We start from the raw sequence: 16,322 nt of genomic DNA on the forward strand, positions 1-16,322 counted from the left end.
CTGGGTGGGCCGGGGCAAGTCTAGAGGCCGGACCTCAGCGATCCAGCACCGCGACCGCGGGTTCCTGGAGACTGCCGATCCACACGCGTCCCTCGTGCTCGCGCACACCGGTGGCCATGTGGAAGTCGTCCGTGGCGATGTCGTGGTCGAGGACCAGCCGCCCGGTGTCGTCGTAGGCCTGCACCCGGCACGTGCGCGCCGGCTTGGGTTGCAGGGCCGCGGGGATGCGCGTCACCTGGCGGCGCAGCCACTGCGGGCCACGCTGGAGACGTTCGACGACGGGGTCGCGCGGGCTGGCGATCGCGACCCAGATCAGGCCGTCGCTGCCCCGGGCGATGTTGTCGGGGTAGCCGGGCAGGTCCTCGACCAGGAAGTCACGGGTGCCGGCGCGCTCCCCGCTCAGCCAGTGGCGCACGACGGTGCGGGCGCCGGTCTCGGCCACGGCGACGAAGGACTCGTCGCCGGCCAGGGCGACGCCGTTGGCGAAGGCCAGGCCCTCGAGGACGACGCTGACCTCCCCGTCGGTGCCCAGCCGCAGCAACCGGCCCGTGCGGGTGTCCTGCACGAAGTCGTCCTTCCACCGCTCGACGGAGAAGCGGGTCGAGGAGTCGCTGAACCACACCGTGCCGTCTGCGGCGACCGCTGCGTTGTTGCAGAAGAGCATCGGGGCCCCGTCGACGGTCCCCACCACCTGCTCGACGTCGCCCGAGCCGGTGTCGACCAGCAGCAGGCCCCGGTGCGCGTCGCAGACCAGGACCCGACCGTCGGGGTGCAGCTCGAGCCCGAGCGGGCGACCACCGGTGTGGGCGACCCGGTCGATGCGACGTCCGTCGTGGGAGACCCGGAAGATCGCGCCGTCGTCGGTCCCGGTGAGCACCGACCCCTCGTGCGGGCCGTCGGGCAGGACGAGGACGTCCTCGGCGCCGTGCCCGGGGACGGGGTGGATCTCGAGTCGGTGCGCGGCGGGGGTCATCGGCACAGCCTCGCGTAGTCGGGCGAGTCGAGGAAGAGGGGCAGCAGGAGTCGACCCGACAGGGTGAGGTCGAGGCCGAGGACCGACTCGGGCGCCACGAACACCATCTGGCGGCCCTCCCCGCACACGATGTCGGCGTCGGCCAGGTCGACCGCGCCGGCGAAGAGGTGCACGGTGTCGTCGCCGCCGCAGACCGGGCTGAAGTAGGTCCACTCCCCTGCCGGGCTCAGGCCGGCGTCGAGGTGCACGCCGGTCTCCTCGGCCAGCTCGCGGTAGGCCGCCTGCTCGGCGGTCTCCCCCGGCTCGATCGAGCCGCCCGGCAGGCCCCACTTCTCGGGGTCCATCAGCGGGTGCTCGTCGCGCTCCTGCATCAGCAGCCAGCCGCGACGGTCGACGAGGGCGATGCTCGAGAACGCGTGCATGCGGGCCAAGCGTGCCAGAGGGCACCAGGTCAGAGGCGCGCGATGTAGCGACGCCCGCGCAGCGCCTCCTCGACCAGCCCGACCGCGCGGCGTACGCCGGTGAGCCGGGCGTCCTCGATCAGCCAGGTCTGCACCGCCGCCTCGACCACGTCGGGCGTGGCGACGTCGCGGAGCTCGGAACGGGCCTCGCTGAGCCCGCGCCGGGCCGCCGCCTGCCCCGCCTCGACGTGCAGCACGGCGAACCGGGCCAGCACGACCACGTGCTTGCGCAGCGCGGGGTAGCCGCGGAAGTCCGGCGGGCAGAGGTCGAGCAGCCAGCTCGCGGCGGTGGCCTCCCAGTCGGGCGCGTCCGGGGGACGCACCTCGGTGGGCCAACCGGGAGGGGCGACGTGGGTGGGCATCCCCCCACTCTACTCGAACGTCTGTTCGATGTCTGCGCCGGCGCTCAGGCGGAGGCCAGGAAGCTGAACCGGACCTCGCGGTCGGGGTTGTCGACGTTGAGGTCGACCAGGCAGATGCTCTGCCAGGTGCCGAGGGCGAGCCGCCCGTCGAGGACCGGGACGCTCGCGTAGGGCGGGATGAGCGCGGGCATGACGTGCGACCGGCCGTGACCGGGCGTGCCGTGCCGGTGCTTCCACCGCTCGTCGGTGGGCAGCAGGTCCGCCAGGGCGTTGAGCAGGTCGTCGTCGCTGCCGGCGCCGGTCTCGAGGATCGCGATCCCGGCGGTGGCGTGCGGCACGAAGACGTGCAGCAGCCCGTCGCCGCGACCGGCGCACCACTCCTGCGCCTCGCGGGTCAGGTCGACGACGACGTCACGCGTGCCGGTGTGCACGCTGCGGGTCTCGGAGTCCATCGGGCTCACCTCTCCAGCCAGGCCGTGAAGGCCGCGGGCTCGTAGGGTCGGCCGAGGAAGTCCTCGACCAGGTCTGCGGCGTCCTTGCTGCCGCCGGCGGCCAGCACCCGGTCGCGGTAGCGGGTGGTCACCTCGGGCGCGAACAGGTCCTCGGCGTCGAAGGCCGAGAACAGGTCCTTCGCGATCACGAGGCTCCACATGTAGGTGTAGTAGGCCGAGGTGTAGCCGCCGAGGTGGCCGAAGCCGCAGTGGAAGTGCGTGCCGGGCAGCGCGGCCCACACGGCGTACTGCTCGGAGAGCTCGCGCGAGCGGGCGGTGAGGTCCTCGGGCCGCTCGGCGTGGAAGCGGTAGGAGATCGAGGCGTAGTACATCTGGGTGCGGGCGTGGACGCCCTTGCCGAACTCCTCCGCGGCCCGCATCTGCGCCACGAGCGCCGCGGGGATCGCGCGGCCGTCGGCGTCGGTGGCGAAGCCCGCCAGGACGTCCGCGTCCCAGGCCCACTCCTCGAGCATCTGGCTGGGCGCCTCGACGAAGTCCCACTCGGTCGCCACGCCGGAGAACCGGACCCACTGGTGCCGCCCGGCGAGCACGTGGTGGAGCAGGTGGCCGAACTCGTGGAAGAGCGTCACCACCTCGGAGTGCTCCATCAGCCCGCGCCCGAAGTTGCACACCAGCACGCCCTCGGGCAGCTGCCGGCCCTCGACGCCGGGGACGAGGTCGAACTGCGCGGCGTGGTTGTACTTGCCCGGGCGCGGGTGCAGGTCGAGATGGATGCGGCCGAGCGGCCCGTCCGCCCCCGCCAGCGCGACGTCGTACGCCGCCACGTCGTCGTGCCAGGTCGGCGCGTCGGGGACGGGGGTCCAGGTCAGCCCGAAGAGTCGGCCCGTGACGTCGAGCAGGCCCTGGCGGACCCGGGTGAAGTCGAAGTAGCGCCGCACCTCGTGGGCGTCGACCTCGTAGCGCTCGCGACGCACGACCTCGGTGTAGAAGCGGGCGTCCGCGACGGTGAGGTGCTCGAGGTCGGGGCGGTCGGCGCGCGCCCGCTCGGTCAGCACCGCGGCGTCACGCTCGGCCGCAGCGCTCGCCTCGCGGGCGATCTGGTCGATGAAGTCGCCGATGGCCGCCCCCGAGCCGATCATCTTCACCTCGGCGTCGTAGTCGGGCCAGCCGTCGTAGCCCAGCAGCCGGGCGCGCTCGTCGCGCACGGCGAGCAGCTCGCGCAGCACCTCGTCGTTCTCCGGCCAGGCCAGGTCGAGGAAGGCGCTCATCACCGCGTGCCGCGCCTCGGCATCGGTCGAGAACGTGAGGAACGGGTGCGTGTCGGGGTAGTCGGTGGTGATCGTGACGGTGCCGTCGGGCGCCTGCGGGTGCGCCTCGACGTAGTCGTCGGGCAGCCCGGCGAGGGCCGAGGCGGGCAGCTGCGTGGCCCGGGCCCCGTCGCGGATGTGCCGCCCGAAGGCCTGCGAGAGGTCGTTCTCGCGCTCGCCGAGCACCCGCAGCCGCTCGCGGGTCTCGTCGTCGCGGTCGACACCGGCCCGGCGGAACGCCCGCAGCGCGTCGGCCAGGACGCGGTGCGCCGCCGGGTCGAGCCCGTCGGTGGGCACGGCCGCGAGCCGCTCGTAGAGCACCGGGTCGAGCATCAGCGCGGTCTGGAAGCGGTTCGCCTCCTGCTCGGCCGCCTCGGCGGCGCTGCGCAGCCCGGCGTCCGGGTGCACCTGGCTGAGCAGCGACGAGGCGGCGAACGCGTTCGCGAGCGCGATGTGCAGGTCGTTCCAGAGCGGCAGCGCCTCCCCCGACCCCGGCTCCAAGGCCCGGAGCACGTCGGCCACACGCCCGGCCTCCGCGAGCGGCGCCGTGGTGCGTTCCTGCAGGAACGCGCCCCAGGCGGCGGTGTCGTCGGCGGGCGGCAGCACGAGCGGCGTCGGAGTCACCACGGCAGGCTACCCACGCCCGCCCCCGACCGGCTCCTCAGATGTCGAGACCGGTGCCGTCCTGGCCGCCGAGCGGGTCGGAGAGCCCGCCGGCACAGCTGGCGAACGGCTCGGGCGCGGTCTCGCCGGCGCCGAAGGACTCGATGAAGAGCGCAAGGCGCGGGTCGTCGGCGCCGATCAGCGACAGCTGGCTGCCCCAGACCGTGACCACCACCGGGGCGACCTGGCTCCGCCACGGGGTGAGGATGCCGTTGTCGGGCAGCACCGCGGCGAGCGCGTCGACGTCGGCCGGCGGCGTACCGGGTCGGTAGGAGATCAGCACGGTCCCGTGCTCGAGGTCGTGGACCACGTTCTCGGGGCGCACCTGGGTGTCGTAGACCCCGCAGTCGAGCCACCGGTCGGCGTGCGGACCGCCCACCGGCGGGTCCTGCTCGTAGTCGACGTCGCCCTCGACGTGCTTGATCACCAGGTCCTCGTAGACCCGGACGTCGTCGAGGGTGCGGTCGACCGACTCCTCGACCAGCAGGGGCACCAGCACGGCCGCCCCGACGAGCAGGGTCGAGACCACCAGCGTCACGACCAGCGCGACCAGCGGCGCGCGGTCGCGTCGCTCCTCGCTCACGAGTCGAGCAGCCGCTCGACCCGCTCGACCTTCGCGGTGAGCTGGCCGTCCCAGCCGGGACGGATGTCGGCCTTGAGCACCAGCCCGACGCGGGGAGACACCTCGGCGACCACGTCGACGGCACGCTTGACGACCGCCATCACCTCGTCCCACTCGCCCGATTGGTTACGGTGGGACATCGGCAGGAGCGAGGGCAGGCCGAGGAGGTCACGGATATGAGGGTAGTCGGATACGCGAGGCTCTCTCGGGCATCGGAGGACTCGACATCGATCCCTAAGCAACGCGACGAGATTGAGAAGCTCGTGCGATCGCGGGGCTGGGACCTTGTTGGCATTGAGGCAGATGAAGACGCGAGTGCGACCAAGACACGCCTCAACCGTCCCGGGCTGACGGCGGCTCGTCGGCGCGTGGCCACCGGAGATGCGGATGCAATCGTCGTGTGGCGGTTGGACCGTGTCGCTCGCTCCGTTGTGGACATGGGCACGCTCTTGGACGAGGGGCTCCAGATCGTTAGCGCGTCAGAGCCGCTGGACACTACGAACGTCATGGGCCGAGCGATGGTCGAGATCCTCCAGGTGTTCGCGGCTCTTGAATCGCGAACGACCGGCGAGCGCGCCAGGGCGACGAAGGCGTTCCTGAAGTCTCGCGGTCGGTGGGGTGGCGGTCCGCGTCCGTACGGCTTCGAGCCGGTCCCGGCTGCGGACGGGATCGGGAAGGTCCTCCGTCCGGTCGCTGAGGAGGCGCGGGTCGTCGTCCGGATCTTCGATGCGCTCGACGCTGGAGAGGGCGTTTACACGATCGCGCAGGCACTGAACCGTGACGGCGTCCCTACGGCGACGGGGCGCGGCACCTGGAAGCCTGCGAGCGTCCTCAATCTCGCGCGCTCCTGGCACGTCTCCGGCTTCCTGACGGAGGGCGTCGCTCCGGGCTCGCGCGACCGGCGTCCCGTCCTGGGCGAGGACGGCGAGCGGGTCCGTCCCTGGGCTCCCCTGGTCGCGGATGATCTCGCGGACCGGGTCCGGGCTCGCGTGACGACGACGGCGCTCGACGAGGAGCGGAGCGCGGCCACGAAGCGCGGGCTTTCCGGCGAGACGCGACGACTCCTGTCGGGGCTCGCTTTCTGCCGGTGCGGGGAGCGGCTCCTCGTGAAGACGCGCAAGGGTCGTCCGTTCTACGGCTGTCGCGGGCTGGGCGAGGGCTCTCACGTCCTGGCGGACGCGGTCCTCGTCGAGGAGGCGGCGACGGAGCAGGCGCTCGCACTCTGGGGCTCCTTCCGGGTGACGGACGTCGAGGTCGAGCGGACCCCGGTCGCGGAGGCGCTGGCGGACGTCGAGCGGTCCCTAGCGGTCCTGGGCGCGGAGATCGTCCGCCCCGGCGCGGACGTCGTCGGGATCTCCTCGCGGATCTCGGCTCTCTCGGAGGAGCGGGCTCGGCTGGAGGCGACGGAGGACCGGGTCGTCCGGCGCACCCGTACGGAGACGTACGCGGACCTGTGGGACGGCTGGACCGTCGAGGAGCGGCGCGAGCACCTGGAGATCCTGGGCGCGACCGTCACGGTCCGGGAGGCAGCTCGTCGCGGCTCCTGGGACCCGTCCCGCGTCGTCCTGGCCGGGGATCACGACTACCTAGCGGGCGCGCTCGACGACTGACGCTCTCGCGCAACTGGAGCCCTGGGACCTGGAGGGTCCTAGGGCTCTCGTGCGTCTTGGTGAGCAGCGGAGCCGGTCGAGGCCCTTTCCTCTGTCGAGCAGCGCTCCGGACCCTCTCGCCTCACGATCTGAGATCTTCGGGAGATCGTGAGCAGCAGGACGCGCGTGGGCGGATTCCAACTCCGTAGCGCGATCACGGACCGATCGGAGGAGAGATCCTCGCGGATCGTGAGCAGCGGGGACCCCGCTGGCGTACTCCTTCTCTGTGGGGTTCCTGGAGGCGCGCTCTCACCCGTCAACTAACGCGCTCCTGGGAAGGAGGCTCAGTCATGGCACACGTTCGACGTTGCGGACGCTGCGGAGGCTCTCTCCAGGGCCTCCGAGCAGATGCTCGCTGGTGCTCGGCATCCTGCCGGGTCCTGGCCTGCCGGGAGCGTCGGGAGGCTCGGCTCGTGGCTGAGGCGGTCGCTCGCGCGGAGTCCCGGCTCCTGGCGCACGCTCGCGGGCTCCAGAACGACGACTAGCGCGGAGGAAAGGCGTTCTCGTGGTGGAGAACGAGGTCACAGAAACTCTCTCCCCTTCTTCCTTTGTTACCTGTCGAGTCTTCTTCTTCTCGACACAGAACTAGGGACCAAGAGACCACGCGGGTTTCTGTGACCGCGTTCTCCACCCTGGCCCCTCTCTGATCTCTCGTCCGGCTGATCTCCGGACGGTGCTCGCGCGGTCGTGTCCTCGCGCGGGCGGTGCCGGGACGGGCTCTCTCCTGTGGTGGTGGGAGGAGCTCGTCCTCCCGACTCCCCTCTCTCGGACACGCGGCACCGATACGACGACACGGAAGGCACACACCCATGACTGACACCTTCGATACGCTCGCGGGGCTGCGAGTCCTCGCGGGACGCGGCGAGCCGGTCCGGAGGAAACTGGACGCGGACGGGGTCGGCGTCCTGGTGACGCTCCCCGATCCGGAGTACCTCGCGCGGACCCTGGAGCCTCTCGGCTCGGACCTCCGACGCTCCGGCTCTCGGATCGTCTCGGCGGACGGCTCTCCGGCTCCTGGCTGGTCGGTCCAGGACGTCGCGGCGCGGCTCGTCGAGTCCTGGGCGGCGCTCCCGGATCGCACGGACGCGGGTCCGGTCTACCGGGATCTCCGGATCGTCTCGACGACGTCCCCGGCGATCGCTGCGGACTACGCGCTCCAGGTCGTCCGCTCTGCGCGGGATCTCCTGGAGCCCGCTCCTCGTGCTGGTCGCGCTCCTGGTCGTCCCCGGACGGGCTCCTCGTCGGCGACGGAGCGGAAGCGGGCGAGCCGCGAGCAGCAACGGCGCGACGAGGAGGAATCCGTCCGTTGGTTCCTCGCGGGCTGGACGGCGGGGCGCTTCTCTCGTGCGGCTCCGGCTCCTGGGATGCGCGTTCCGGCTCCGGCGCTGCGACGGAAGGCGGACCGCGAGATCTCGACGGCGGTCGCTGAGTACGACGAGACCCTCTGCCCGGTCCCTCCCGGTGGCGAGCCGGAGCAGACCGGCGACACGGACGCGGATCTCCGGGCGCTGCGGGCGTACGAAGAGCAGCGGCGCGAGCGCGGCGACTTCTCGGACCGCTGGGAGTCCTGGGAGGAGTACGCGGACGAGTGGGACCTCCCGCTCCGTCCCCGCGTCCCTCGTCGCTCCGTCTTCTTCTCCACGGCGGACGAGGTCCTCGGCAAGCGCTCGACGTATCGAGGGCAGCAGGTTTACACGATTCCCGACACACGAGGAGGCACGATGCCGAACACGATCACCCGCGAGGAGATCTCGGAGGCGCTGGAGGTCCGCGAGATCGTCGCGGCGCTGCGCGAGCACAAGCGGCGGCACTCGTCGCGGCGCGACTCGGGCGGACGCTTCGCTCCGGCTGCGGACGGGACGGTCGTCCCGCTCGACTCGCGGCGTCGCTGAGCGGCGCTCAACTATTAGCTAATACCCGGAGCGGGCTCCCGCTCCCTACTCTCCCCGTGCGCTGAACACGGGGCGGCGCGGACGTAGTCCTCCGCGCTACTGCCGGAGTCCTCGTCTCTGTCCTCCCGTTTCGTGAAGGAGGCCGGGACGGGCGGCGGGGCTCCGGCTCTCACTTCTCCCGGCTCCTGGTCGCGGCGCTCCCTCCGTAGCGCGCTCCGGGTGCCGGGTCTCTCCCCTGGGGAGCGTCGTCGAGTGGCGGCTCTCCTTCCTTCCCGCGCGCTCCGGCGTCCCCTGGGGGTCTCTGTTTCCCGCTCGCGAGCAGATCTCGCGGCGCGGGCTGGACGCGCCGAAACGATCGGCGGTCCCTGGAGAAAGGTCACTCACTCATGAGCGACACGAACACGAACACGCACAAGCCCCGGACCTCTGGCGGTCGTCCTGATCGTCCGTCTAAACAGCGGTGGCGCGAGAGGAACGGGCACGCGGCGCGCTCGTCGTCGGCTCCTGGTCCTGGTCCTGGTCGGGCGTTGCGTGAGCCGGACACGGCTCGCGGTGAGCAGCGGCGCGGGGCTCGCGGGACGCGCGGGAGGGCGCGGACGCGGGCGGTCCGTCCGGAGGAGGTATTGCCGTTCGGCCCGGAGCCGGTCCCGGTCGGGCGCTTCGCGGCGATCTTCGAGAAGGGGCTCCGGCTCGCTCTCGACGAGGACCCGTACGCGGCTCCGGAGGTCGCTCGCGCTCGCGCTACGGCGCTCACCTGGAGGCGCGCGACGGGCGTCCCCTTCGAGCAGGCGGAGCGGGCGCGCTGCGAGATCTTCGCGGCGGTCCTGGCGGAGCGCGGGCTCGTCCCGCTGCGCGCTGGGGTCGAGCCGGAGGCGGACCCGGAGGACGTCGAGGAGACGACGGACGACGAGGTCCGGGTCCCGCGCGGTCGTCCGCTCGACGGCGAGCGGGTCCGGCGCGGCGGGTCGCGGCGCTGAGCACGGCACACGAGACGACACGAGAGGCACACGGAAACATGCTGAAGATTCTGAATAGCGGCAGGCGACTGGACGGCATCCCGGCGACGGCGGTCCTGGAGCACGAGGAGACCCCGGTCGAGGTCCGCGAGGCGTTCGCGTCCTGGCGCGAGGCGCTGGAGGCGGTCGAGGAGCCGACGAGGGCGCTCGCGGCTGCGGAGCGTGCGGCGGCGGAGGAGATCCGCGAGACGCGCGGGACCCGTGACCCGGACGAGGTCCGGGCTCGCACTCGCGAGGAGGCACGCGCGCTCCGCGCGGCGGAGTCTTCCCTCTCGGCTGCGGCGCGGTCCCTGGACGGCGCGCTCGTCGAGCACCTGGACGAGATCGGGCGAGTGTCGGCGCTCCTGGCGCTGGAGGCTCACCGGGACGCGGTCGAGGCGGCGCTCTCGCTCCAGGCTGCACGGGCTCGCTTCGGCGCGGTCGGCGGTCGGCGCTGGGGTTTCCGTCCGGACGTGGACGCGGGGCTCGTGACGGCGCGGCGCGCGAACAATGTCCAAGAGAGCCCGCTCGACGCGCTGGACCGCGTGAACGCGCACGCGCTCGCGGAGGCTGCGGGGACGCGGCTGGATCTCGTCGAGGTCCGGGACCGTGGGGGCGTGACGCTCCTGACGACTCCCCGGCGCGCTGCGGCGCTGGTCGGGACGGGCTCGTCGGGCTGGGTCCTGGTCGAGGACGAGGAGGCGAGCCGATGAGGTCGCGCGAGGACGTCGAGGCGATGCTCCGCGAGGAGTTCGCGAGCAGCACGGACGAGGACGCGCGCGAGCACTTCGCGGCGCGTGGCGAGGAGGAGCAGGCGGACGAGGCTCTCGTCCGCGCGGCTCGCGAGAGGCGGGGTCACTGATGGGCGGCAAGGTCGGTCCGGTCCGGCGTCGCACGCTGGGACGCACGGGCGAAGCTCGTCGGTTCCGGCGCGGCTACTGGCAGGCGGACGCGGAGGGGATCTCTCCGGAGGAGGCTCGTCGTCGCGAGGAGGCGGAGCGCGAGCGGCTCGCGGAGGAGCGCGCGGCGGCGGCTGAGCGGAGGCGGTCGGGCTGATGCTCTGCGGCTGGACTCTCGACGGCTCGCGTCCGGCGCGGCTCCTGGTCGAGGGCGGGCTCCTGGTCCCGTCCCCGGTCGGGCGGCGTCCGTGCTCGGAGCCGGGGACGGTCGTCGCGGACAACGGGCTCCGGCTCCTCTGCGATCGGCACGCGGAGGACGAGGCGGCTCTCCTGGCGGGTCGGCGTGACCGGCGCGCGGAGTGGCTCGGCTGGCGCGAGACGTCGGCGGAGCGGGCGGAGCGACTGGCGGAGCGGCCCGTCTACCGCTGACCCCTGGGGGTCGCGAGCGGACCCGCCCCTCCCCGCTCGCGGACCCCTACCGGGGGAGGTTCTCCTCCGAACCTCCCTCAGGGGTCGCTCGTCCGCGTCGGTCCTGACGTGATGCTCGGAGCCGCTTGGAGCGCTCGGGGGTCGTGAACAACTGGTGGAGGAGTTCGTCCATGATGTCGAGGACGTCGCGGGTCTCGTCGTGGCTTGGCGGCTCGATCAAGTCGCCGTGGGCGGCGTCGTTCCCGAACTGGCGGACGACGTGTGCGGACTCGACGAGGTCCCCCATATGAGCCGCTTCTCGGCTAGTTGGTCGACCTTTGCTTCGATGCCGAACACATCGACGTCGAGCCGCTTTGCTGACGACTCGACGACCGATCGCGCGACGGCGCACGCTGCGACCTCCGCGCCGTGGGCGTGCGCGAGCCACGCCTCTCGGGCGGCGGCTGCGATCCGGTCGGGGACGTCCGGGTACTCCGGGCGGCGCGTCGGAGGCGGGGACCAGATCACCGTTCGGTCGTAGTCCTCCGGTTCGCCCGATCGGTAGGAGTCCGAAGGGTCGTATGACGTGTACCAACTGACCACGCTGTACCTGCCGCACTTCGGGTTGTCGCACCGGTACGCGGCATCGCTGACGTAGCCGTCCCCGAAGGTCTGCCGCTTCACCTGTGGGTGGCTTTGCAGTTGCGTCATGTGCACGTCCCGACCGCACCAACCGCACGTCGTCTCTGCCATGTCGCCAACTATGACGGTCCGCGCGACCCGGCGCGGGCTGAACGGGCGCGGGTCACCCTGGGGGAGGTCTCCCCCTCCCCCCTCCCGGAGCGAGACCGGACGGCATAGCGCCACGCGCCGTGTACGGGCGTAGAGGTCACCGTCTCGCGGCGCTCGGACCTACCCCTTGTTTGCTCGTCTCGATAGCGACGATCTCGCCCGTAGGGTCTGCCTCATGAACGAAGCAGGCTATGCACTCCTCGGCGTCGCGATCGGTGCCGTCATACCCGCCCTGGCCGCGCTCTACGCGAATCACGCGGAGGGCAAGCAGGCGGCAGCGGACCGTCAGGACGCTCGCGACGCGCGTCTCTTCGATCACCGGCGCGAGGCGTACGAGCAGTTCATCCGAGTCACCCGGAACACCCTGGATTGGGCGTGGCACGAGGAACAAGGCATCGGGAACGCTCCCCCGTTCGACTACGACTCTTTGGACCCGGTCCTTGCACGAGAGAGCGACGTCTTGATGTACGGGACGCCGGAGACCGCGGCGAAGGCGCGGGAGGTCTTCACAACGCTGAACGGGTACGCGGGCGGCAAGCGGTCAAACGACAACTACAAGGCAGTCGAAGCCGCGATCCGCGCCTTCACGGAGGCGGCTCGGCGCGACCTTGGAGTCCCAAGCGTCGCACCGTAGGAGCAATGACTCAGATCGTCCCGCGACGCGCCGCTGGTCCGAGGTAGCGTGCGCCTTCGACCATCTTCTGGAAGGAACTCGCGTGGGGGCACCGGCCGAGGTACTGGCTTTGATCGAGAAGTACCGCCAGGACAGGGAACATTTTCGTAGCGCTGCGTTCAAAGAAATGTCGGTTCGCACCGAGTTTCTGAATCCCGTTCTACTTGCGTTGGGCTGGGACCCCCAGAACACCGGACTGGCTGCACCAGATCGTGAGGTGATCCAGGAGGATGTAGTCCAGATCGACGGCGCGGGGAAAGCTCCGGACTATGGCTTTCTAGTCGAGCGTCGGCGGATGTTCTTCCTTGAAGCCAAGCGTCCCGGCGTGAACATTTCGACCGATCGCGCTCCTGCCTACCAAATCCGTCGGTATTGCTGGAACGCGGGCCTTCCGATCGGCGTACTCACGGATTTCGAAGAGTGGGCAATCTACGATTGCCGTGCCGAGCCGAGCAGTACCGACTCGACGACGACCGCGCGCATCCACTACTTCACTTACGAAGAGCTTGATGAGCGGTGGGACGACCTAGTTGCCCTCATTGGGCGCGTAGCGGTGGCAGACGGCTCCCTTCAGAAGCATTTCGCTGACCGTCCGATGCCGCGCGGGACGCAGACCATCGATCAGGCATTCCTAGAAGAGATTCGATCCTGGCGCAACTATCTCGCAAAAGAGATGGCACGGGACAATCGGGGTCTGTCCGCGATTCAACTCAACGAAGTCGTGCAAACCCTGATCGACCGAATCATCTTCCTTAGGATTGCGGAAGCGCGTGGCCTGGAAGCCTACGGCGAATTGAAGGCGTGCGCGGATGACCCTTCACCCGGGGTCTACCGGCGACTCGTCGGCCTTTTCAGGCGCGCAGACGACCGTTACAACTCGGGACTCTTCCACTTTGCCGATTCGCGCGACCAGCATGGAACGCCCGATTCGCTGTCACCCTCACTAGCCGTCTCCGATCACAGACTGCGCTTCATTATCGGCAGACTCTATTACCCGCACCCGTACGAGTTCTCGGTCATGCCCGCGGACATCCTCGGCAAGGTTTATGAGCAGTTCCTCGGCGAACATGTCGTTCTGGATCAAGCGGGCCTAGCAGACATCGTCGAGAAGCCTGAGGTCCGTAAGGCGGGCGGTGTCTACTACACGCCGGTTCCCATTGTGGATTACATCGTCGAAGAGACGCTCGGACCGTTGCTCCGAGGAAAGACACCTGGCGAGGTGGCCAAGATCCGGGTGATCGACCCCGCGTGCGGGTCTGGCTCGTTCCTGATCGCGGCCTATCAATACATCATCGACTGGCATACCGCGTATTACGCCCAACAGGTCAAGAATCGCAATACCTATCTTGAAAAGTCGAAAGGCGGCGGCCTTCGGCTCAAGACGGCTGAGCGAAAGCGGATCCTTCTGGCGAACATCTATGGAGTTGATATCGACCGACAGGCGGTCGAAGTCACCAAGCTTTCGCTTCTGCTGAAGGTAATCGAGGGCCAGTCGCAGATGGAGTTGGCGGTTGGACGGATCCTGCCAGACCTTCATGAGAACATCAAATGCGGCAACAGTCTGATCGACGTCGATTTCCCGCTGACGTTGGACGCGTCGGAGGAAGAGCGACTCACCTACAATCCGTTCGACTGGGATGAAGAATTTCCGGCCGTTTTCGAGGCAGGCGGGTTCGACGCCGTCATCGGGAACCCGCCGTATTTCAGCATTGACAATGTTTGGGGTCGCAAGGACCGCCGACTGGCGTACATGAAGTCTCACTATTCAGACATTCATACAGACAAGACCGATATTCTTTTCTACTTCTTGCAGAAGGCAGCCTCGATCTGCCGAGGAGAAGTAGGTTTTATTGTGTCACGGTCCTTCCTTGAAGCAGACAAGGCACAGAAGCTCCGGGGCTGGCTTTCGACGAATGTGCGACTTCGTGAGGTCGTTGACTTTCGCGAAGCACTAGTGTTCCCCGGAGTAGGAATCAATACGGCGATTGTTAGGTACACTCGGTCCCGTGCAGCCAAGGAAGCGACGTTCCGTAGGTACAGGAACAAGGCTCTGCCCCCGGGGTACCTCGCAGGGCATCTCCGTGAGCCCAGCCTGTTCATCCGCACAACCAAGAACTTCGCCGAACTCGACTCTTCATCTTGGGTCGCTGCCGACGCTGCCGACGCTGCGATCCTGAAGAAACTCGACCTCGCAGGAGACCAAGTCGGTCAGGTTCTTCACGTAGGACAGGGCATGCAGACCGGCCACAACACGGCGTTCACCATTCCCAAGACGGATGAGCGTCTATTGCGCGACGCCAAGAGCGCCCGACTGGCGCGCAAGCGGGCCCGCAACAGCGACATCGGTGCGTACTCGGTAGCAGACGAAGGTCCCTACGTTCTCTATCTCGAGGACGCGCCTGCCTTCGCGCGTCTTCCAGACTCTGTCCAGTCGCACCTGAAGGCTCACGAGAGCCGACTAAAAGAGCGTGCTGCCTTCCAGCGGGGGGACTGCATGTGGTGGCGCTACACATGGCCGCTCCACAAGGAGTTCGTCGACAAGCCGCGCATCCTCGTGCCGTACCGGGCATCTAGCAATCGCTTCAGCGTCGACGCCCGGGCGACGTTCGTCGGTCTCACAGACACGACGGTGCTGTACCACAAGGGGTCCCCCGAGGACCTCCATTACATCGCTGCCGTACTCAACTCACGGGTGAGCACCTACAGGTTCCGCTTCCTGGGCAAACTGGTCGGCGGCGGTACTTACGAGTACTTCCACAACACGGTGGGCAAGTTGCCAGTGCCTCGCAGGCTGCCGGGCGACCCAACGCATGACCGGCTCGTTGAGTTGTCCAAGGTGCTCCACGAGGAGAACGAGACGATTCGATCGACCATCCTCCCCGATGAGCAGGAAGCGTCTTCTAAACTCATCGCCGATGCAGCCGCGGAGGTCGAAACCCTCGTCGCGCAACTGTTCGGCCTCACAGAAGTAGAGCGCCAACGAATCGAGGAGTACCTAGCACAATAGGTCGTTGCGGTCCTGGAGCCCTCGTCCTCCCGGAGGGGCGGGGGCTCTTCGCTGTCCCGGCTCGTCACGCTCCCTGGACGCTGTCGCGTGCTGCGGCGATGAGTCGTCGAGCGCGCGAGGCGGCCTCTTGCTGGTCGAGGTTGAGCGCTTCTGCGGCGGCTCGGGAGACTTGCCGCTCCCGGTGTCGGAGGCGAGCAGCCTCCTCGAAGTCTCCCGCGTCTATCGCTTCCTCCTTCTGCCTCCTGATCCTCGCCACCTGGAACGGAGCGACGAGGTCGCGCTCGGCGGCGTCGAGCAACGTTGCGAGGTCGTGAAGCGCTGCGCGGCATGCCTCGGAGGCGTACGCCTCGACGATCGGGCCGGACTCCCGGAGGTCGTCGAGGATGCTCTCGACGTCTACTCCGAGACGCTCCCGGCGTCGCTCGTCTCCCTCCAGGACGTCGAGGAGTCGGCGGGCGGAGGCGATCACGCTGAAGAGGGCGTCAGACTTCCGCTCCCATGCGCGGCCCTCGTATGCGAGGCGCTTCTCGTGCTGGCGCTGCTGACGTCCGCTCCAGACGGTCGCTCCGATGCCTCCGAGAGCCACGAGTCCGGAGGAGACAACGGAGGTAAGCGCGACGACGTCGGGCACGGCTGGCACCCTACCGGCGCGCGGGTTTGTTGTGCGGCTACTCCTGGGACCGCAGAGCGTCGAGCGCGCGCTCCAGGCGCTCGACTTTGCCGTCTAGTTCGCCGTCGTGTCCGGCGCGTATGTCGGCCTTCAGCACGAGAGACACTCGGGACCCATACGGCGCTACAGCTTCGGTCGCTCGACGGACGACGTCGAGGCACGATTCCCAGTCTCCTTCGATCGTCGTGAACATGGCGTCGGTTCGGTTCGGGAGTCCGGAGTCGCGCACGACTTGGACGGCTGCGGCGACGGCGTCCGCTACAGACCCGTCCTCTCTGCCGGTCCCGCTAGGAGCAACGGAGAACGCTACGAGCATGTGGAGTCTCTTTCCTATGTTCGCTAGTAACTACTCGCCCTCGACGTTGGTGAACATCGAGTTGAGCTCGTAGGGCAGCCCGGACTCCTTGACCACCCGGACGGCAGCGGCCACGGCCTCCGAGACGCTCCCGGACTCGTCGGCGGATGAGGGCGAGATGCTGAAGGCCACGATCATGCCC

The 16,322-nt window shown here is 69.2% G+C and carries 19 protein-coding genes; 8 read left to right on the top strand and 11 right to left on the bottom strand.

Going from position 1 to position 16,322, the window contains the following annotated elements; genetic code table 11:
• Positions 1 to 34 precede the first annotated feature (34 nt).
• From I601_RS17555 to I601_RS21605, 7 genes are read right to left on the bottom strand one after another with little or no spacing between them, the layout of a single operon-like run.
• Positions 35 to 973 (bottom strand): SMP-30/gluconolactonase/LRE family protein, encoded by a 939-nt coding sequence (locus I601_RS17555; RefSeq protein WP_068115215.1) that lies wholly within the window; start codon positions 971 to 973, stop codon positions 35 to 37.
• Complete coding sequence (locus tag I601_RS17560; RefSeq protein WP_068112595.1) at positions 970 to 1,395, bottom strand: NUDIX domain-containing protein; 426 nt, start codon at positions 1,393 to 1,395, stop codon at positions 970 to 972. Before I601_RS17560 ends, I601_RS17555 begins: the two co-directional genes overlap by 4 nt.
• 29 nt (positions 1,396 to 1,424) lie before the next feature.
• Entirely contained in the window at positions 1,425 to 1,796 is a 372-nt protein-coding gene (locus I601_RS17565; RefSeq protein WP_068112598.1) for a hypothetical protein, read from the bottom strand.
• 44 nt (positions 1,797 to 1,840) lie between these two features.
• Positions 1,841 to 2,248, bottom strand: coding sequence for a secondary thiamine-phosphate synthase enzyme YjbQ (locus I601_RS17570; RefSeq protein ID WP_068112601.1), 408 nt, complete (start codon positions 2,246 to 2,248; stop codon positions 1,841 to 1,843).
• A 5-nt stretch (positions 2,249 to 2,253) separates the two neighbouring features.
• Entirely contained in the window at positions 2,254 to 4,179 is a 1,926-nt protein-coding gene (locus I601_RS17575; RefSeq protein WP_068115217.1) for a M3 family metallopeptidase, read from the bottom strand.
• A gap of 37 nt (positions 4,180 to 4,216) precedes the next feature.
• The gene (locus I601_RS17580; protein ID WP_169834721.1) at positions 4,217 to 4,801 is read right to left on the bottom strand and encodes a DUF3105 domain-containing protein; all 585 of its coding nucleotides are present in this window, start codon (positions 4,799 to 4,801) and stop codon (positions 4,217 to 4,219) included.
• The gene (locus tag I601_RS21605) at positions 4,798 to 4,980 is read right to left on the bottom strand and encodes a thiamine-binding protein (protein WP_335582172.1); all 183 of its coding nucleotides are present in this window, start codon (positions 4,978 to 4,980) and stop codon (positions 4,798 to 4,800) included. The genes I601_RS17580 and I601_RS21605 overlap by 4 nt, the downstream gene beginning before the upstream one ends.
• Before the next feature lie 36 nt (positions 4,981 to 5,016).
• Between I601_RS21605 and I601_RS21220 the strand changes: the two genes are divergently transcribed.
• The 6 genes from I601_RS21220 (at position 5,017) to I601_RS17615 (ending at position 10,704) form a co-directional block, all read left to right on the top strand.
• Positions 5,017 to 6,450 (top strand): recombinase family protein, encoded by a 1,434-nt coding sequence (locus I601_RS21220; protein WP_157520266.1) that lies wholly within the window; start codon positions 5,017 to 5,019, stop codon positions 6,448 to 6,450.
• Positions 6,451 to 7,853: 1,403 nt separating this feature from the next.
• Positions 7,854 to 8,381, top strand: a complete 528-nt coding sequence (locus I601_RS21225) for a hypothetical protein (RefSeq protein WP_157520269.1) — start codon at positions 7,854 to 7,856, stop codon at positions 8,379 to 8,381.
• Between the two features lie 623 nt (positions 8,382 to 9,004).
• On the top strand, positions 9,005 to 9,358 hold the full coding sequence (locus tag I601_RS17600; protein WP_068112607.1) for a hypothetical protein: 354 nt from the start codon (positions 9,005 to 9,007) through the stop codon (positions 9,356 to 9,358).
• A gap of 38 nt (positions 9,359 to 9,396) precedes the next feature.
• A complete protein-coding gene (locus tag I601_RS17605) occupies positions 9,397 to 10,089 on the top strand; it encodes a hypothetical protein (RefSeq protein WP_068112610.1) in 693 nt (230 codons plus the stop codon).
• Complete coding sequence (locus I601_RS21230) at positions 10,086 to 10,238, top strand: hypothetical protein (RefSeq protein WP_157520272.1); 153 nt, start codon at positions 10,086 to 10,088, stop codon at positions 10,236 to 10,238. The genes I601_RS17605 and I601_RS21230 overlap by 4 nt, the downstream gene beginning before the upstream one ends.
• 193 nt (positions 10,239 to 10,431) lie before the next feature.
• On the top strand, positions 10,432 to 10,704 hold the full coding sequence (locus I601_RS17615) for a hypothetical protein (protein ID WP_068112616.1): 273 nt from the start codon (positions 10,432 to 10,434) through the stop codon (positions 10,702 to 10,704).
• A 216-nt stretch (positions 10,705 to 10,920) separates the two neighbouring features.
• Here I601_RS17615 and I601_RS21235 read toward each other — a convergent pair whose 3' ends face one another.
• Positions 10,921 to 11,436, bottom strand: coding sequence for a hypothetical protein (locus tag I601_RS21235; RefSeq protein ID WP_157520275.1), 516 nt, complete (start codon positions 11,434 to 11,436; stop codon positions 10,921 to 10,923).
• A gap of 214 nt (positions 11,437 to 11,650) precedes the next feature.
• Between I601_RS21235 and I601_RS17625 the strand changes: the two genes are divergently transcribed.
• Together I601_RS17625 and I601_RS17630 are read left to right on the top strand one after the other, a co-directional pair.
• Positions 11,651 to 12,109 carry a hypothetical protein gene (locus I601_RS17625; RefSeq protein ID WP_068112622.1) on the top strand — a complete coding sequence of 153 codons (459 nt, stop codon included), beginning with the start codon at positions 11,651 to 11,653 and terminating at the stop codon, positions 12,107 to 12,109.
• A gap of 82 nt (positions 12,110 to 12,191) precedes the next feature.
• Positions 12,192 to 15,155, top strand: a complete 2,964-nt coding sequence (locus tag I601_RS17630; protein WP_068112625.1) for an Eco57I restriction-modification methylase domain-containing protein — start codon at positions 12,192 to 12,194, stop codon at positions 15,153 to 15,155.
• 64 nt (positions 15,156 to 15,219) lie between these two features.
• Here I601_RS17630 and I601_RS17635 read toward each other — a convergent pair whose 3' ends face one another.
• Genes I601_RS17635 through I601_RS20910 form a run of 3 tightly spaced genes read right to left on the bottom strand, consistent with a single transcriptional unit; the run spans position 15,220 to position 16,318 of the window.
• The gene (locus I601_RS17635; RefSeq protein WP_169834722.1) at positions 15,220 to 15,786 is read right to left on the bottom strand and encodes a UvrB/UvrC motif-containing protein; all 567 of its coding nucleotides are present in this window, start codon (positions 15,784 to 15,786) and stop codon (positions 15,220 to 15,222) included.
• A gap of 37 nt (positions 15,787 to 15,823) precedes the next feature.
• Entirely contained in the window at positions 15,824 to 16,141 is a 318-nt protein-coding gene (locus I601_RS17640) for a thiamine-binding protein (RefSeq protein WP_068112632.1), read from the bottom strand.
• A 30-nt stretch (positions 16,142 to 16,171) separates the two neighbouring features.
• Positions 16,172 to 16,318, bottom strand: coding sequence for a thiamine-binding protein (locus I601_RS20910; protein ID WP_084527780.1), 147 nt, complete (start codon positions 16,316 to 16,318; stop codon positions 16,172 to 16,174).
• Positions 16,319 to 16,322: the final 4 nt, after the last annotated feature.

Source organism: Nocardioides dokdonensis FR1436, from assembly GCF_001653335.1.
Taxonomy (GTDB): domain Bacteria; phylum Actinomycetota; class Actinomycetes; order Propionibacteriales; family Nocardioidaceae; genus Nocardioides; species Nocardioides dokdonensis.

Coding starts and splice junctions, on each gene's coding strand:
- I601_RS17555 (WP_068115215.1), bottom strand. CDS start 973: ATGACCCCCGCCGCGCACCGACTCGAGATCCACCCCGTCCCCGGGCAC.
- I601_RS17560 (WP_068112595.1), bottom strand. CDS start 1,395: ATGCACGCGTTCTCGAGCATCGCCCTCGTCGACCGTCGCGGCTGGCTG.
- I601_RS17565 (WP_068112598.1), bottom strand. CDS start 1,796: ATGCCCACCCACGTCGCCCCTCCCGGTTGGCCCACCGAGGTGCGTCCC.
- I601_RS17570 (WP_068112601.1), bottom strand. CDS start 2,248: ATGGACTCCGAGACCCGCAGCGTGCACACCGGCACGCGTGACGTCGTC.
- I601_RS21605 (WP_335582172.1), bottom strand. CDS start 4,980: ATGTCCCACCGTAACCAATCGGGCGAGTGGGACGAGGTGATGGCGGTC.
- I601_RS21220 (WP_157520266.1), top strand. CDS start 5,017: ATGAGGGTAGTCGGATACGCGAGGCTCTCTCGGGCATCGGAGGACTCG.
- I601_RS21225 (WP_157520269.1), top strand. CDS start 7,854: ATGCGCGTTCCGGCTCCGGCGCTGCGACGGAAGGCGGACCGCGAGATC.
- I601_RS17605 (WP_068112610.1), top strand. CDS start 9,397: ATGCTGAAGATTCTGAATAGCGGCAGGCGACTGGACGGCATCCCGGCG.
- I601_RS21230 (WP_157520272.1), top strand. CDS start 10,086: ATGAGGTCGCGCGAGGACGTCGAGGCGATGCTCCGCGAGGAGTTCGCG.
- I601_RS17615 (WP_068112616.1), top strand. CDS start 10,432: ATGCTCTGCGGCTGGACTCTCGACGGCTCGCGTCCGGCGCGGCTCCTG.
- I601_RS21235 (WP_157520275.1), bottom strand. CDS start 11,436: ATGGCAGAGACGACGTGCGGTTGGTGCGGTCGGGACGTGCACATGACG.
- I601_RS17625 (WP_068112622.1), top strand. CDS start 11,651: ATGAACGAAGCAGGCTATGCACTCCTCGGCGTCGCGATCGGTGCCGTC.
- I601_RS17640 (WP_068112632.1), bottom strand. CDS start 16,141: ATGCTCGTAGCGTTCTCCGTTGCTCCTAGCGGGACCGGCAGAGAGGAC.
- I601_RS20910 (WP_084527780.1), bottom strand. CDS start 16,318: ATGATCGTGGCCTTCAGCATCTCGCCCTCATCCGCCGACGAGTCCGGG.